Annotated in this window: 18 protein-coding genes; 13 read left to right on the top strand and 5 right to left on the bottom strand. The window is 53.3% G+C overall.

Annotation, left to right across the window (positions count from 1 at the left end):
- The 5 genes from V4U84_RS05695 to V4U84_RS05675 are packed head-to-tail and all read right to left on the bottom strand — an operon-like array spanning position 1 to position 5,204.
- Positions 1-891 carry a carbohydrate ABC transporter permease gene (locus V4U84_RS05695; RefSeq protein ID WP_334072494.1) on the bottom strand — a complete coding sequence of 297 codons (891 nt, stop codon included), beginning with the start codon at positions 889-891 and terminating at the stop codon, positions 1-3.
- Positions 892-919: 28 nt separating this feature from the next.
- The gene (locus V4U84_RS05690) at positions 920-1,846 is read right to left on the bottom strand and encodes an ABC transporter permease (protein WP_334072493.1); all 927 of its coding nucleotides are present in this window, start codon (positions 1,844-1,846) and stop codon (positions 920-922) included.
- Between the two features lie 24 nt (positions 1,847-1,870).
- The gene (locus tag V4U84_RS05685) at positions 1,871-3,169 is read right to left on the bottom strand and encodes a 6-phospho-beta-glucosidase (RefSeq protein WP_334072492.1); all 1,299 of its coding nucleotides are present in this window, start codon (positions 3,167-3,169) and stop codon (positions 1,871-1,873) included.
- 43 nt (positions 3,170-3,212) lie between these two features.
- The gene (locus V4U84_RS05680) at positions 3,213-4,196 is read right to left on the bottom strand and encodes an N-acetylglucosamine kinase (RefSeq protein WP_334072491.1); all 984 of its coding nucleotides are present in this window, start codon (positions 4,194-4,196) and stop codon (positions 3,213-3,215) included.
- Positions 4,197-4,217: 21 nt separating this feature from the next.
- A complete protein-coding gene (locus tag V4U84_RS05675; RefSeq protein WP_334072490.1) occupies positions 4,218-5,204 on the bottom strand; it encodes a LacI family DNA-binding transcriptional regulator in 987 nt (328 codons plus the stop codon).
- 564 nt (positions 5,205-5,768) lie between these two features.
- Here V4U84_RS05675 and V4U84_RS05670 point away from each other — a divergent pair.
- The 13 genes from V4U84_RS05670 to V4U84_RS05610 all read left to right on the top strand — a co-directional run bounded on the left by V4U84_RS05670 (position 5,769) and on the right by V4U84_RS05610 (position 15,370).
- Positions 5,769-6,212 (top strand): phage tail terminator family protein, encoded by a 444-nt coding sequence (locus V4U84_RS05670; protein WP_334072489.1) that lies wholly within the window; start codon positions 5,769-5,771, stop codon positions 6,210-6,212.
- Positions 6,202-6,414, top strand: a complete 213-nt coding sequence (locus tag V4U84_RS05665) for a hypothetical protein (RefSeq protein WP_334072488.1) — start codon at positions 6,202-6,204, stop codon at positions 6,412-6,414. The genes V4U84_RS05670 and V4U84_RS05665 overlap by 11 nt, the downstream gene beginning before the upstream one ends.
- Complete coding sequence (locus tag V4U84_RS05660) at positions 6,407-7,735, top strand: phage tail sheath family protein (RefSeq protein ID WP_334072487.1); 1,329 nt, start codon at positions 6,407-6,409, stop codon at positions 7,733-7,735. Before V4U84_RS05665 ends, V4U84_RS05660 begins: the two co-directional genes overlap by 8 nt.
- A 13-nt stretch (positions 7,736-7,748) precedes the next feature.
- Positions 7,749-8,225: a phage tail tube protein gene (locus V4U84_RS05655; protein ID WP_334072486.1), complete on the top strand. Its 477-nt coding sequence runs from the start codon at positions 7,749-7,751 to the stop codon at positions 8,223-8,225.
- A 45-nt stretch (positions 8,226-8,270) separates the two neighbouring features.
- Positions 8,271-8,690 (top strand): phage tail assembly chaperone, encoded by a 420-nt coding sequence (locus tag V4U84_RS05650; RefSeq protein WP_334072485.1) that lies wholly within the window; start codon positions 8,271-8,273, stop codon positions 8,688-8,690.
- A gap of 192 nt (positions 8,691-8,882) precedes the next feature.
- Positions 8,883-11,000, top strand: a complete 2,118-nt coding sequence (locus V4U84_RS05645) for a phage tail family protein (protein ID WP_334072484.1) — start codon at positions 8,883-8,885, stop codon at positions 10,998-11,000.
- 12 nt (positions 11,001-11,012) lie between these two features.
- Positions 11,013-11,681 carry a LysM peptidoglycan-binding domain-containing protein gene (locus V4U84_RS05640; protein WP_334072483.1) on the top strand — a complete coding sequence of 223 codons (669 nt, stop codon included), beginning with the start codon at positions 11,013-11,015 and terminating at the stop codon, positions 11,679-11,681.
- On the top strand, positions 11,678-12,658 hold the full coding sequence (locus V4U84_RS05635; RefSeq protein ID WP_334072482.1) for an XkdQ/YqbQ family protein: 981 nt from the start codon (positions 11,678-11,680) through the stop codon (positions 12,656-12,658). Before V4U84_RS05640 ends, V4U84_RS05635 begins: the two co-directional genes overlap by 4 nt.
- The gene (locus V4U84_RS05630; protein WP_334072481.1) at positions 12,659-13,033 is read left to right on the top strand and encodes a DUF2577 domain-containing protein; all 375 of its coding nucleotides are present in this window, start codon (positions 12,659-12,661) and stop codon (positions 13,031-13,033) included.
- Positions 13,030-13,434 (top strand): DUF2634 domain-containing protein, encoded by a 405-nt coding sequence (locus tag V4U84_RS05625; RefSeq protein ID WP_334072480.1) that lies wholly within the window; start codon positions 13,030-13,032, stop codon positions 13,432-13,434. Before V4U84_RS05630 ends, V4U84_RS05625 begins: the two co-directional genes overlap by 4 nt.
- Complete coding sequence (locus V4U84_RS05620) at positions 13,427-14,506, top strand: baseplate J/gp47 family protein (RefSeq protein ID WP_334072479.1); 1,080 nt, start codon at positions 13,427-13,429, stop codon at positions 14,504-14,506. Before V4U84_RS05625 ends, V4U84_RS05620 begins: the two co-directional genes overlap by 8 nt.
- On the top strand, positions 14,499-15,089 hold the full coding sequence (locus V4U84_RS05615; protein WP_334072478.1) for a putative phage tail protein: 591 nt from the start codon (positions 14,499-14,501) through the stop codon (positions 15,087-15,089). Before V4U84_RS05620 ends, V4U84_RS05615 begins: the two co-directional genes overlap by 8 nt.
- Positions 15,086-15,370: a ketopantoate hydroxymethyltransferase gene (locus V4U84_RS05610; RefSeq protein ID WP_334072477.1), complete on the top strand. Its 285-nt coding sequence runs from the start codon at positions 15,086-15,088 to the stop codon at positions 15,368-15,370. Before V4U84_RS05615 ends, V4U84_RS05610 begins: the two co-directional genes overlap by 4 nt.
- The last annotated feature ends 1 nt before the right edge of the window (position 15,371 follow it).

Genomic DNA, 15,371 nt, shown 5'->3' with positions numbered 1-15,371 from the left:
CTATTCTTTCAACGAGCCAATCAATACCCCCTTGACGAAATACTTCTGAAGAAAGGGATACGTTAAAATAATCGGGATCGTGGCGATCATCATCGTGGCCATGGTCAGCGACTTCGCCGTAATCGTCCGATTCCGGTTCATATGATCCAGTGCGATGGCATTGGATGAGGCGATGTCGGTCATGATGTTGGAGTTCATAATTTGGCGCAGCAGCGTCTGAATGGGCAGCAAGTGATCCGTCGTAATATAGATCGCGCCCGTAAACCAGTCGTTCCAGTGCCCCACTGCCGTAAACAAGGCAATCGTAGCCAGTACCGGGCCGGAGACAGGGATGACGATTTTAAAGAAAATGCCGTAGTTGCTGCAGCCGTCGATTTTGGCCGATTCCTCCAGCCCGTCAGGCAGAGCCGCGAAAAAGGTGCGAATGACGATCATGTTATAAACGCTGATGATGCCGGGGATCACCAGGACCCAAAAGGTGTCGAGCATGCCGAGAGAACGGATAAGCATGTAGGTTGGAATCAACCCTCCGCTAAAGAACATGGTTACGATAAAGAACACCATGTAGTGCTTTCGGAACAGCAACGCTTTTTTGGACATCCCATAGGCCAAGAGAGCCGTGAAAAAGACCGACAACACCGTGCCGCACAAGGTTCTTAGGATGGTGACCCAAAAGGAGTTCAATAAACGCTTATCCTGGAACACGATATAATAGTTCTCAAGCGTAAAGACCCTTAGCCAAAGGGTTATGCCGCCAAGCGCCGTGTCGCTCCCTTGGTTGAAGGAAATCACAAGCGAGTTCCAGAACGGATAAAGCATGATAACCGCGAGTAACGTCAACAGGATGTAAATGGTCCGCTGCAGGATTTTGTCACCCGGACTTAGTCTCATTTTTCATTCCCCCTTTAAGTTGAAGCCCCTACCAGAGACTAACATCTGCCCGGCGGGCGATCTTATTGGCTGTCACCAGCAAGATCACACTAATCACCGCTTTGAATAGCCCCACCGCTGTCGCGTAGGAGAATCGGGCATTCAAAATCCCGACGCGATAAACATAGGTATCGATGACATCGGAGTATTCCCGCAGGATCGGATTGGTGCCCAGCAGTAGAATATCTTCAAAGCCCGCGCTGAGGAGATTGCCGATGGCAAGAATCATGAAAATAATAATGATGGGCGCTATGCTGGGGAGTGTAATTAAGTAGATTTGTTTGAATCGGCTTGCGCCGTCTATGGAGGCGGCTTCATACATGGTCGGGTCAACGCCGGCGATGGCGGCAAGATAAACGATACTCGCAAAGCCGACTTCCTTCCACACGTTCACGCTGACCAGGATCGACCAGAAGTATTCCGGAACCGCCAGAAAGTTCACCGGCTCCTGGATCAGGTTGAAGCGCTCCAGCAAGAAATTCACCGTTCCGTTATCCACGGACAGAAGCGAGAATACAAAACCGGATACAATAACCCAGGACAGGAAATAAGGCAAGTAGCTGACGGTCTGGATAAAACGCTTAAAGGCCATGTTCCCGACTTCATTCAGCATCAGCGCAAGCAGAATCGGCGCCGGGAAGGAGATGATCAGCTTCAACAGGCTAATCACCAGCGTATTTCTCATCACGTTCCAAAACTCCGGCGCTTGGAAGAACATTTTGAAGTTCATGAATTGAACCCAAGGGCTCTTCAGGATTCCGGCGAAAATATCGTACTGCTGGAACGCCATAACCACGCCATACATCGGAATATAGCTGAAAATAAAGACAAAGATGATGCCCGGCCAAACCATGGACTGTAAATCCCACTGTTTGCCTAACTGCTTCCATTTACTTGACTTCGCAGCCGCCTTCATCGGTTTCCCCTCCTCTGGAACAGTCTATTGAAACTGGGGCAAGTACGTTTTGTTTTTCTCCAGCATTTCATCCAGCAATGGTTCGGCTACGGTGACGGAAGGCACCAGCGGATGGTGGACCATCGCCTGCAGCGCAGTGTCCCGGTCTCCATGCACGGCCGCTTCGATCGTCAAGCTCTCATATTGCTTCACGGCAGCCAGCAGCCCTTTGACGGAGTGCGGAATTTTCTGCAAAGGGATCGGCATCGGGCCTTGTTTGGTTACGATACAGTTGACTTCAATAGAGGCATTCTCGGGCAAAAAGTCGATGGTTCGGCCGTTCCTTACGTTCAGCGTCTGGATATCGCGTGAGTCATTATAGATAGAACGCATCAGCAGCACCGCCGCTTCGGAGTAATAGGCACCGCCGCGCTGCTCCAACTGCTTTGGTTTCTCCTTTAGCTCAACGTTCCGGTACAGCTCGAACAGCTCTTCTTCCACCTGCTTCACCACTTCGGCACGCGAGCCGGTCGTAGCCGCAGCTTCCCTTTGTTCGTCAAGCATAGCGTCCGTCATATAGTAATAGCTCAAATAATAGGATGGTATCGCTTTCAAAGAATTCAAAAAGCGGTGATCCCAGGCATCGAACGGCACATTGCTCGCCTTGTAGCTCTTTGGATAATCAATAAGCTCTTGCAGCCTGCTTACCCCATCGATCACCACATCGGATACCCAATGCAAATGATTAATCCCTACAAACTCCGCATAGATCTTTTCGATCGGAAGCCCAAAAAACTCGGAGAGCCACTTTTGAAAACCGATCGGCGAGTTGCACAGGCCTACACTCTTTACCGAAGAATATTTGTGGACGGCCTCGGTAACCATGCCGGCCGGATTGGTAAAGTTCAACAACCAGGCATCCGGAGCAAGCTCCTCGATGTCCTTGCAAATATCCAGAATCACCGGAATCGTGCGCAGGCCTTTCATCATGCCTCCGGGGCCGGTCGTCTCCTGACCGATGACATTGTACTTCAGCGGAATCAATTCGTCCCATTTCCGCGCTTCCAGCATGCCTACCCGGATTTGCGTGCAGACAAAGTCCGCTCCGGCGATGGCCTTTCTGCGATCAAGCGTCTCGCATACGGTAATCGGAAGTCCGGATTGGGCAATCATCCGCTTGCTCAGCTCCGCAATCGTGTGCAGCTTTTCCGTTCCCTCTTCAATATCCACCAGCCATATTTCGCTGACGGGCAGCTCTTTGTGATGCATGATAACGCCTTCAATAAGCTCCGGAGTATAAGAAGACCCCGCTCCGACGACAACCAGTTTCAGTGTTTCCTTCAAGATAGCCCCTTCCTTCACTCAATCGATTTATGGTTCATGAAGACTAGCATTTAATGGCTTGCGGCATTTCCGCCAGCGACAGACGATCAAGCATTTCGCGGTTTACTTGCATCCCGCTGTTTTCCATCGCCAGAACGACCGAACCGATGACCGGCTCCCGGGTTAAAACCCTTAAAGTGCAATCTGGAGCGGTCTGTTTCACGTTTCGTTCAATGGCCCCCCGAATGATCCCGGAGCGATCTCCTTTTGTCAGCAGACTGCCTGCAAGGACGATGTCAAACGTACCGGTTTCCATCCCCAGTTGCAGGATCGTCGCCGAGGCGGCAAGGCCAAGTTCGTCCCCTTGCTTGATCAACAGCCCGGCAGCTACCTCATCCCCTTCTTCCGCGGCTTGAAACAGCAGTTCCGCAATATGGGGAGGCAAGTCTCTGAAATCGTCCAAGTAATCCTCCCTAAGCTCCGAAACATGGGAATAGCCCAGCAAACTCGTTAAGCGTTCCGATAAAACCGTTGGCTTCTCTCTTCCTTCATCCGCTCGCATTACACTGCGGAAGACTTCGACGCTCAAATCGTACCCTCCGCCGAAGTCGCCAAACCGGTAGCCAAACCCGCCGCACTGGTAAGTTTCGCCTTGCGGATTTTTACCGGCGCAGTTTACGCCCGATCCGCAAATCAGGACCACGCCATAACTCTTTTCCGTGCCTGCCCGCAATGCAATCCAGGTATCGCAGGAAATATCGGTTCGGGGCAGGCCGAGTCGGCGAATCATTGGCCGCAAAATCCGGAAGTCGGACTCTCTATCCGCTCCCGCGAGGCCGAACCAGGAGAACTCGACTTGTTCCGGTGTCAGTCCCGAAACCTTGAGCGCTTCCGTTACAGCCCGATGCAGATTCGCCCCTGCCTGCTCCCGATTTTTTTGATGATTTCCGTTTCCCCCTTGACCTACACCGATGACGCTGCCTTGTTCATCCGCAATGACCGCGTAGGTTTTACTTCCGCCTGCATCAACGCCCAAAAAGTACCTCACAAATCGTTCACTCCTATTTATTTAGGTTTGCCTTACAGGTGCCGTGGACTCGCGTACAAGAAACTGAGGGGCGAGCTTGGTTACAGCAGCCGGCATCACCTCCCCGTTGATCAGCTTTAGCAGCAAGTCGACGCCGATGCTGCCCATCTGCGCCTCCGGCTGTCGGACTGTCGTCAACCGGGGGAAGAATTCACCTACAAACTGCTGATCATCGAAGCCGACAACCGAGATATCGTGCGGTACCAGAATCCCCTCCTCGCGAAGGGCTTGAACAACCCCAAGGGCGATAAAGTCGTCTCCGGAAAAAATAGCGGTCGGCAGCTTATCTTCGCGAATCCATCTTTTGGCCACTTCATATCCGCTGCTTACCGTAAAACCGCAAAATTCCATACCGAACGGCGTTAAATCGGCTTCATTCAGCGCTTGAACATATCCCCTCTTGCGCTCCTCTACGCTCAGGAACACTGAGGGGCCACCGATATGCGCGATTTGGGTGTGTCCCAGATCAATCAGATGCTTCGTAGCCTCATACCCGCCTTGATAGTTATCGACGACCACACTGGGAACATCCTCATGCTGGAATTGATTATCCAGCAAAACGAACGGAATGTTTTTTCGCTTCAGTTCAACTACATATTCGTTTTCTCGAAGTGGAGACAACAAGATAATGCCGTCTACCCGGTCCCTCTGAAACAAAAAATTATCCTCCACCTCGTTTTCAGCGATGGATAAGGCCAGAAAGTATCCTTGCTCCGCCAGTTTGCGATTCACCACCCGAATAACGCGATCATAGAAAGAGTCGTTGAAGTTCGTGATCGACATTCCGATGACTCCCGTTTTACCGCGTACCAGACTGCGTGCCGCCGAATTAGGCTGATAGTTCAACTCCTCGATGGCTTGGAGAACCTTCTGTCTATTTGCTTCCCGGACCGACGGCGAATTGTTCAGGACTCTGGAAACCGTCACTACAGAGAGCCCTGATTTCTTGGCTACATCATGGATGTTCATCTATGGATTGCCTCCATTGCATATAAGTTTAAAGGTTTTAACTTTAGGGGAAAATAAAAAACAGTTTATCTTTCTTGCTATAGAAATTTCCTTGCCTAACAAGAGAATTACCGGTAGAACCATCCGGGAATAACGTGTACAAAAGTTTAAAGGTTTTAACTTCGCTTTGATATTAGCACCATTCCCAAAATCCGTCAATAACCAAATTCCTTCCGCTTCCTGTCCTCTCCTTGTCCTTTTTAGGGCCAACGATGGCCGTAAATCCGGGATAAAATGATATTGTCGAAGAAATAGAAATTGCATATTTAATCCTAACGCGGGGCCGTGAATGAGACTTTCACGGCCCTTTTTTCCCGTGTGGCCGGTTTCGGGGAGTGCCGCGGTCCTTTCATTTGGGACAAGCCTCAATTGCAGCGGGTGATGAGACCAGGTAGGCGCTATAAGAGGAAGGGCGTTCGAACGTAGTGCAAAATGAGGATTTACCAAGATGAGGGCAAGCCGCGAGGGCTCCCTGAACTGTGTCGCGGCGCGGGAATTAAGCGTTAAACGAAGGCAGGTGAGGATTTGTCGCAGTCAACCTTAAACAACGTGGTGCAAAGCGTGGCCGACATGCTCACGGCAAGGTTCCCTGAGCTGCCTGTTCACACGGAGCGCGGGTCGGATAGTTTACCGGTGCCGTGCATTTTTGTGCAACTGCTGAAGTCGGAACAGACCCGGGAGTTGAACCGCCGGTTCAAGCGGACGTATTCGCTGGACGTACAGTTCTTCCCTCCCGTGGAGCGCGGCAGGTATTCCGCTAATGAGGTGGCGGAGCAGTTCTATGAGCTGTTTGCGGTCACTTCGGCGGATGATGGACTGATGCCCGGAGCAGGAATACACACCGAATGGAAGGACGATGGGACACTGCATCTGTACCTGACTTTCTCGCATTTCGTCTGGGTACCGGCCGGCGAAGTCGTGAAAATGAGAACACTCCGGCAGGAGGGGATGGTCAAACATGGGGATTAAAAAGCAAGCGGACAAGCAGGAGACGCTTGTGGAGCGAGAGCGAACCTTTTCTAAGGCACAGTTCTTGGCGGCCAGACGTTTTAGCGGCGTGGAAAAGGACATTTTGCAAGTGGTGCTGGAGGACGGGGCTGCCTATACGGAAGCCGAAGCTGAGCAGGCGGTACAATCATTTATCCAAAGAGGAGTGAAGGAACATGGCTAATGGCACATGGACAACGCAAAATAAAGTATCTCCGGGGACATACATCAATTTTAAATCGGCGGCTCGCCCGGTGGGAACGGTTGGCGAGCGCGGGGTGGCGGCTTTTCCGGCACCGCTGCCTTGGGGGCCAAGCGGCGTGATCAAGCTGGAGGGAGAGTCGTTTCTGCAAAACGCGCAGAAGCTGCTGGGCTTTCATGCGGCTGACGCGAGAATCCGCCATATCGCGTCGGCAATGGCGCATGCCGGCAAAGTGCTAATCTACCGGCTGGGCGCGAAGAACGCAGCACAGGCGGCTGCGGTCATCGGCAATTTGAAGGCCACGGCCAAATACGGCGGCACCCGCGGCAACGACCTGCAAATCGTCGTTCAGGCCAGCGTGGACCAGCCGGATGTCTATGAAGTGCGCACGCTGCTGGAGGGTGAAGAGGTGGACGCGCAAATCGTCGGCACGGCGGAGGCGCTTAAGAACAACGACTTCGTCACGTTCTCAGGCAGCGGCGAGCTGACCGAAACGGCGGGAACGGCGCTGGCAGGCGGCAAAGAAGGTACCGGCGGCAGCGGCGACTGGACCGACGCGCTGGCGGCGCTGGAAGCGGAGGAGTTCGACGTGCTCGGTTTGCCGACTGACGATTCGGCGCTGAAGCAACTGGCCGTAGCTTACACGAAGCGACTGCGGGAGCAGGAGGGCAAAAAAATCGTCACCGTCCTCTACAACTACCCGCAAGCGGACTATGAAGGGGTCATCAGCCTGAAGAACAGCGTCGTGACCGCGGACGGTTTGACGGTGGAGCCGATCTACCTGTTATGGGAAATCGCCGCCATGGAAGCGGCGGCAGGGGTCAATGAATCGCTCACCTACACGGAAATTCCGAATGCGGTCGACGTAACGCCGAAGTACACCTACAGCGAGATGATCCAGGCGCTGCAAAACGGCGAACTGGTCTTGTCGGCGTCGAACGGGAAAGTGCAAATCCAACAGGACATCAATACGCTGACGACGTTTACGGCCGACAAGGCTAAGCATTTCAGCAAAAACCGCGTGGTGCGCGTGCTGGACACGATCGCCCGGGACATTCAGCGCACGTTCACCGCGAGCTATATCGGAAAAATCGGCAACAACGCGGACGGCCGCAACTTGCTGAAGGGCGAGGTGCTCAGCTATCTGGGGAGCCTGCAGGGGATTGGAGCGATTCAGAATTTCAACGCGGAGACCGATTTGGAAGTGCTGCCGGGCATCGACGGGGACGCCGTTGTCATCAATCTGAGCGTGCAGCCGGTGGACAGTATCGAAAAAATCTACATGACCGTCACGGTCAACTAAGGAGGACGAAACGATGGCAGGTTCTTTTTTTAATGTGAGAGATGCGGTAAGCGGCAAGCAGGCCAAGGCGTTCGTAGTAATTGGCGATCGGACGGAGGAACTGTTCTACGCCAAAACTTTGGAATCGACGATCGAAAAAACGAAGGTGGACGTTCCGACCCTGGGCAGAACGGGGACGCCGCAGCGGTCGGCCGGCTGGAAAGGTACGGGTACGCTGACGATCTACTATGTTTCCTCTTTATTCCGCAAGCTGATGGAAGACTACGTGAAGAACGGGACCGACTTCTGGTTTGACCTGATGATTACGAACGAGCAGCCGGGAAGCGGCGCGGGCAAACAAACCGTGTTCCTGCGGGGCTGCAACCTCGACAGTATCATTGCGACCAAATTCGACGCGTCCAGCGAGGATATGCTTGAGGAGGAAATTCCGTTTACCTTCGAGGATTACGATGTGACGGAGTCCTTTAACGCGATTCAACCGACCAACTAACGATATTTTCACGAGAAAATAAAACGATACAGGAGGAATTCACGAATGAGCTCTTTATCTGCTTTTTTTGCCCAAAACGCCGCCGCCGGACTGGTGGAGGAAGTCGTCGTATCCGACCGGTTTAAGGACGAGCAAGGTGTGCCTGTACCATGGCGGCTGCGCAGCATGACCGAGGACGAGAACGAGGCGATCCGCAGATCCTGCCAACGGAAGGTGAAAGACAAGGGGATGGTCAGCTTCGAGACCAATACCGACGAGTATTTGGCCAAGCTGGCGGTTGCCAGCGTCGTGTTCCCGGACTTGAAAAACGCCGAGCTCCAGCAGTCTTATCAAGTGATGGGCGCGGACCAATGCCTACGGAAAATGCTGCTCCCGGGCGAATACGCCACGCTCGTACAGAAGGTACAGGAGATCAACGGCTTCGATAAAAGTATCAACGAATTGGCGGACGAGGTAAAAAACTAATCGATGAGGGCGACGGCGAATCCGTCTGCGCCCTCTTTGCTCTAAACCGGTTCCACTTGATGCCCTGGGAGTTCGCCGCGCTGAACGTCAGACAAAAAGCCGCGCTCATCGCGATGATTCAGGAGATCATCAAGTCGGAGAAGAAAGCGGTGAAGAAGAAATGAACCTCCTGCCCGGAAAGAAGGTGAAGACTTGGCAGATGCGACCTTAATGCTGAAAGCTTATGATAACGCGGGCCGGATGCTTCCTCAGGTGATACAGCCGCTTGAACAGTCGGTGACCGTTTTGAATGCCTCGGAAAGAGCAGCGCAAAACAATGCAATGGCCATGCTGTTCTATACTGAAACCGTCCAAAGAACGATGACAGTCGTAACCCAGGTCCGGAAAGAAGTCGGGGAGTTGGCGAAAGCCCAAGAAAAGCTCAACCAAGCGACTGACAAATCGGCCAAGAAGGCGAGCACTTTTGTCACGGCCCTCAAAAAGATTGACGTAAAAAAGATCGCGGATGCCGGCAAGCCGCATCTGGAGCGTTTCTTAAATATCGGAGCACAGCAGCAAACCGCCCTGGACCAAATTTCGACTCGTGCGGGGGGCTCGGCGGCAGGGAAGCAAATTTTCGATCAGACGGCCGCGCAAGCGTTGAATTATGGGCAGGATGTCAACGCCGCCTTGGCGGGTACCCAGCGGTTTATGGCCAAAACGACCGATCCGGGGCAATTGGAGAAGCTGAATATGCTGGCCATGCGGCTCTCGCAGTTAAATCCCGGGAAAGGACTTGAGGGGGCTACCGGCGCAATTTCGCAAATGCTGTCCGGCGACACGAAAGCCCTGAGCTCGGATTACAACATTCCCGAAACCGCGGTGAATCAAGGCGCAATCAAATCGGCAGTCAAGCAGGGTGACGTCAACGGAATGATCGCAGCGATGGACCAATTGCTGAATAAGCAGAACATGACGAAGGCGGCCTTTGAAACGATGATGGACACGCCGGCCGTGAAATGGAAGCGGGTGGTGGACACCTTTAACTTTCAGCTCGGTTCGGTGGGACGGGAAGGAATCAACGCGCTTGGCCCGATGTTTGACACGCTCCTTGAAGCTTTGAACGGCGAGGCGGTTACAAACTTTATCAGCGGTTTTGGAACGGGTTTAAGCATGGTTGGGACCTTTTTGAGCGGAGTTGTCGGCGCAGTATCGTCGTTTCTTGAGCTGCTCAACTCCGGGGGAGGCTCAGCCAGCATGATGCTGTTCGGCATAGGGGCGGCTTTGGTACTAATGACCGCGCTGCTCTGGGGCATGATCGCTCCTGTTGTGGCCCAGGCCATAGCCTGGCTCGGGGTTTACTGGCCGCTGCTGCTTATTGCCGCAGGGATCGGGCTGCTCATCGGTTTGCTGATGAGCTTTGGAGTTTCCGGCCAAGAGATTGTGGGGTTTGTCGTCGGGCTGTTTTACGGGTTGTTCGCGACTTTGTACAACTTGGTCGCCACGGCTTACAATTTGTTCCTCAGTTTTGCGGAGTTTATGATCAACTTGTTCATCAATCCGGTGTATGCGATCAAAAAGCTGATTTATGACCTGGTGATGACGTTCGGCGGGTATATGTACGATATGCTTAGGTCCGCGGAGGACTTTGCCAGTGGTTTTGTAGGTATGATTCTTAAAATGGTTAATGGCGGATTAAAGCATATCAATTGGCTGATCGACGGCATTAACAACTTGTTAGGCACTGACTTCAAGAAGAAAGAACTCCTTTCTGAAGATGACCTTAATCTTCATATCCTTAGTGACGGCCTAAAAAGCGCATTGGACAGTTATAAAGCGCCGGAAATGCCGGATAATGTCGTCAGTTTCGACCGTATGCAGCTTAAGGACACCTCCGGGGCTGTCGATGAAGGCCGTAAGCTGGGGTCGGAGTCTTACGATAAGTTCGCAAATAAACTGAACAACTTCGGCAAATCCGGTTTCGGCAAGGATCCATCCAAGGACAAAAACCCCATGGGTACCGGGGGGATGGTGCCGGGATCTGGACTAGGAGTTGGGAACCCCGCCAATACCGCCAATATCGGCAGTGTCGGAAACGTCGGCAGTGTGGACCGCATTAATGAAACCGTGGACATTTCCTCGGAGGATTTAAAAATGATGCGGGAGCTCGCAGAAATGAAGAATATTCAAAATTTCGTTACCCTGCAGCCGTCGATCAGTTTCGGCGATACCCATGTCCGCCAGCAGAGTGACATCAATACGATCATCGCGCATATTTCCGAAAAGCTTGAGCGGGATATCGCCTCGTCGGTGGATGCTGTGTATGGTTGATAGGAGGGATGGATGGTGCCAGTATATGGCGTTGAGTTAAGTTTCAACAACAGGGCAGAGGTGTTAAGGCTACCGGTCAACCCTTCCGAAATCAACGTCAGTGAGTCGGGGCAGGGCAAAACGTTTGATGTGGTAGGGTTGGGCCAGATCAATGTGATCAAGGACCGGGAGTTGACGGAATACAGCTTCAGCGGCTTATTTCCGGCCCGACGGTATCGGTTTGTGACGACGGAGGAACTAATGCACCCGGTTGAATATATCAAGATGATCGAAAAGTGGATGGTTGCCAAGCTGCCGATCCGGTTTATTTTCACCAGTGACACTTATGAAATTAATACCGCCGCCAGCATCGAGTCCTTCACTTGGAAAGAGGTGGCGGGCAGCGGCGGCGACATTGAGTATGACATCAAGCTTAAAAAATATGTGTTTTATGCCGCGCGGAAAATCGGACGCGAGACCAAAAACGGCGGAGCTAAAGTCCAGAAAAAGACAACCGGGGCCCGGCCAAACGATAAGCAGCAGCCGAAAACCTATAAGATGGCCCCGGGCGACAGCCTTTGGAAGGTGGCGCAAATGAAGCTCGGGAACGGAGGGCGCTGGAAAGAGATCCAGAAGCTTAACGGCATCAAGGATGCGGACCTCAAGCGGCTGCCGGTCGGAAAGGTGCTGAAGCTGCCATGACCTTGGCTGTGAAAATCATCAATCGCCAGGGGGGCGGTGCGGACGCCGAATGGGACATTAGTGAAATCGTGGAGGGGCTGTCCTGGAAGACGTCCCGGATTGGCAAGGCGGGCAGTGTCTCGTTTAACTTGATCAAGGGCTCTCCTTTTCAATCGTCCCATTTTACCTACAATAACGGGGATATCGTACGGGTCCGGGTCGATGACACGAATGTATTCCATGGATATATTTTCAGCATTGACGAGGGCCGGGATGAAGCCGTTCAGATTACGGCGTATGACCAGATCCGGTATCTTATGAATACCGACACCTACGTGTTTACGGGGGTAACCGCTACCGAGGTGCTCCGGCGGATTGCGAAAGATTTTAACCTCAAGCTTGGTGATGTAGCTGATACCCGACATAAGATTCAGATGAGCGAGGACGGGCAAAAGCTGCTGGATATCATCTGCAAGGCGATTACGCTCACTTACGAAAACACCGGCCGCGATTACTGCCTGTACGATGATTTCGGTGCGTTGTGTTTGCGTGAGGTAACCGATACCGGTCTGGATCTGACTGTCGGTGACGGCAGGCTGATGTATGACTATGAGGTCAAGCGCTCCATCGACAGCGACACGTATAACCAGATTAAGCTGTACAAGGACAATAAGGAGACCGGCAAACGCGAGATATACCTGGCCAAGGACAGCGTCAATATCAAGCGGTGGGGGCTGCTGCAGCTCTACCAGTCGGTGGATGAAAAAAAGAACGCGGCGCAGATCCAGGAGCTTCTGAACAACTTGTCCATGATGAAAAACCGTGAAACCAAGTCGCTTAAGGTAAACGCTTTAGGGGATATCCGGGTCAGGGCCGGCATTCGCGTCCGGATCGTCATCTCCGAATACGGGGTGGATCAGGCTCTGATGGTGGACGAGTGTGCTCACGATTTTGACGGCGCCGCGCACACAATGACACTGGATTTGAGGGTGGTGTGAATGGCGAATTTACTAGGCACATTGAAAAAAGCCGCGACGGACGCCGTAAATGCCGGCAATCCCGCCGCGGTGATGTTCGGGGAAGTTACTAAGACAAATCCGCTGGAAGTGCTCGTGGATCAACGATTCACGCTTCCGGCGGATTTTTTGCTTCTCCCGGAGTCGCTGGTTCATTTTGAAATCAATTTGAACCACAGCCACGAGTATACCGACGACAGCGGCTCGGGCAGCGCTACGAAACAGACCAAGCCGGCGCTGCCGGTAAAGCCGATCGTTATCCGCCGCGGTCTTGAGGCAGGGGACAAGCTGCTACTGCTCCGGGTGCAGGGCGGGCAGCAGTATGTGATTTTGGATAGGGTGGTGAGCGCGTCATGATTCCGGAAACGGACCGGAGTCTGTTGGACGAAAGGCTGGACGAGGAGCCGCTGCCCTCCCTGACCTGGAAATTTGACCTGGCTAAAGGACGCGTCGTTGGTAAAACGGACGGCCTGGATGCCATCAAACAGGCGATTTATAAGGTTTTTCAGACAGACCGGTTTGGGTATGACATTTACTCTTCCGACTACGGCCACGAGCTCACGCTGCTGCTCGGCAGCAGTCCGGCATTTGTTCAATCCGAAGCGACCCGGATGATTACGGAGGCTCTCTTAGCGGATGATCGGATTGACTCGGTTGAAAATGTGCAGGCCGAGATGAAAGAAGACCAAATCACCATCCGCTTTACGGTGGCAACGGTTTACGGGAGTTTTGAGCAGGAGGTGAACCGAAATGTATGAGCATATGACATTTGATTTCATATTACAGCGGATGCTCTCCCGGGTGCCGGATACGATCGACAAAAGGGAGGGCAGCGTCATTTATGACGCCTGCGCACCGGCGGCGGCCGAGCTGGCGCAAATGTATATCGAGCTGGACATCGACTATAATCTGTCCTTCGTGGACACCGCCTCCGGTGAGTATTTGACCCGGAGGACCGCGGAATTCGGCGTCAATCGGGCCGGGGCGACGCCGGCCGAGCGCAAGGGGCTGTTCTACGGCGAGAGCAACGCGCCGGTGGATGTGCCGCTGGGCGGCCGGTATGCGATCGGAGAGTTGACCTTTGTCGTCAAGGAGAGAATCGGCACCGGCATGTATAAATTGGTTTGCGAGACGCCGGGAACCATCGGTAATGGGCAGTTTGGCGCACTGCTGCCGATCGATTACGTGGCGAATCTTTCCCGTGCTGTGCTGGCTGAGGTACTTGTTCCGGGCGAGGACGAAGAACCGGACGATGAGCTGCGGCAGCGTTTTTATGTTGCCGTCAATGAGCCTGCTTTTGGCGGCAATGTCGCCGACTACAAGCAGCGGATCAATGCCATCCCCGGCGTGGGTGCCACCAAGGTGTATCCGGTGTGGCAGGGTGGGGGAACGGTCAAGTGTACGATCATCGCCGCGGACTGGACGCCACCCTCGCAAACCCTGGTCGGTGAAGTACAGACGATCATAGATCCGACGGGCAACACCGGCCAAGGGTATGGTCAGGCACCGATCGACCATAAAGTCACCATTGCGGGTGTGGGCGGCCATACAATTAACATCGAGACGACGTTGACGCTTGCCCCCGGGGTGACGCCTGGGCAGGTACAGGCAGATGTGGAGTCCGTGGTGGCATCCTATCTTTTGGAACTCCGAAAGGACTGGGCCGGTCAGAACCCATTGATCGTTCGGACGGCGCAGATCGATGCCCGCATCTTGACTGTGTCGGGGATCGAGGACGTCACCGGAACGACGATTGACGGGTCACCGGCCAACCTTTCATTGGGTTCCGACGAAGTGCCGCTGCCGGGGACGGTGAAGATCCATGCCTGAGGATCGGATTTTGATCCATCTGCCAGCCTTTTACTTGGGAATCGAGGACTTTACCGAGTTGGCCGACACCGAGACCGTTGAGCTCCACCTGATGCAAGGGGCAATCGATCAGCTCTTCGATGACCAGTTTATCGAGACGTCCGGCCTGCAGGCCATCAAGCGGCGGGAGCAAATGCTCGGGATCCAGGCGGACCCGGCGGCGGAGACGATGGATTTCAGGCGTCGTCGCCTGCTGAATCGTTACCAAACCAAGCCTCCATTTACGATCAGGTATTTGCAGCGGCAGCTCGACATGCTGGTTGGTCAGGGAATGACGGTCGCGTCGGTGAATTATGCCGACAGTGTGCTAACTGTGACGGCCAGCATCGACAATGCCAACGTATTTAAAGAGGTACACCGGACGATCGAGACGGTCAAGCCCGCTAACCTGGTGTACCAGCAAAACACGGCGCTAACGGGTGCAATCGAACTTGAAGAGCACATCAGTATGCGGGAAATGAGATGGAATTATACATTAGACGGCTCCTGGAAGCTGGGAGAAAAGCCGTTTCTCCATTATGGTACGGAGGTGCCAATAAAATGATAGCTGAAGGCATCCTACATGACGTTGCCGAGTATGTTAATGGCCGGGTGGCCAAAGTGGTCCTCAACGGGACCTATGCGATTACGGATTTTGAAGTTAAATCGGTGACGGATAAAGTACTGGTATTGAATTACATCATTCCGGTTGCAGAAATCCCCCTGGTCACCTTAATTGAACTCAAGGACGCAGCGGATACCGTTTTGAGCAGCAATGTCGTCAACATACCGATTGCGGCCGACCATTTGATGCTCCAAACCATTGAGGTAAAGGAGGGAAACTAAA

It is taken from the genome of Paenibacillus sanfengchensis (genome assembly GCF_036864765.1).
In the GTDB taxonomy this organism is placed as follows: domain Bacteria; phylum Bacillota; class Bacilli; order Paenibacillales; family Paenibacillaceae; genus Fontibacillus; species Fontibacillus sanfengchensis.
Note: the sequence above shows the minus strand (reverse complement) of the source record. Positions and strands in the feature narration are given on the sequence as shown.

Coding starts and splice junctions, on each gene's coding strand:
- V4U84_RS05695 (WP_334072494.1), bottom strand. CDS start 891: ATGAGACTAAGTCCGGGTGACAAAATCCTGCAGCGGACCATTTACATC.
- V4U84_RS05690 (WP_334072493.1), bottom strand. CDS start 1,846: ATGAAGGCGGCTGCGAAGTCAAGTAAATGGAAGCAGTTAGGCAAACAG.
- V4U84_RS05675 (WP_334072490.1), bottom strand. CDS start 5,204: ATGAACATCCATGATGTAGCCAAGAAATCAGGGCTCTCTGTAGTGACG.
- V4U84_RS05665 (WP_334072488.1), top strand. CDS start 6,202: ATGGGGATTAAAAAGCAAGCGGACAAGCAGGAGACGCTTGTGGAGCGA.
- V4U84_RS05660 (WP_334072487.1), top strand. CDS start 6,407: ATGGCTAATGGCACATGGACAACGCAAAATAAAGTATCTCCGGGGACA.
- V4U84_RS05655 (WP_334072486.1), top strand. CDS start 7,749: ATGGCAGGTTCTTTTTTTAATGTGAGAGATGCGGTAAGCGGCAAGCAG.
- V4U84_RS05650 (WP_334072485.1), top strand. CDS start 8,271: ATGAGCTCTTTATCTGCTTTTTTTGCCCAAAACGCCGCCGCCGGACTG.
- V4U84_RS05640 (WP_334072483.1), top strand. CDS start 11,013: ATGGTGCCAGTATATGGCGTTGAGTTAAGTTTCAACAACAGGGCAGAG.
- V4U84_RS05635 (WP_334072482.1), top strand. CDS start 11,678: ATGACCTTGGCTGTGAAAATCATCAATCGCCAGGGGGGCGGTGCGGAC.
- V4U84_RS05630 (WP_334072481.1), top strand. CDS start 12,659: ATGGCGAATTTACTAGGCACATTGAAAAAAGCCGCGACGGACGCCGTA.
- V4U84_RS05625 (WP_334072480.1), top strand. CDS start 13,030: ATGATTCCGGAAACGGACCGGAGTCTGTTGGACGAAAGGCTGGACGAG.
- V4U84_RS05620 (WP_334072479.1), top strand. CDS start 13,427: ATGTATGAGCATATGACATTTGATTTCATATTACAGCGGATGCTCTCC.
- V4U84_RS05615 (WP_334072478.1), top strand. CDS start 14,499: ATGCCTGAGGATCGGATTTTGATCCATCTGCCAGCCTTTTACTTGGGA.
- V4U84_RS05610 (WP_334072477.1), top strand. CDS start 15,086: ATGATAGCTGAAGGCATCCTACATGACGTTGCCGAGTATGTTAATGGC.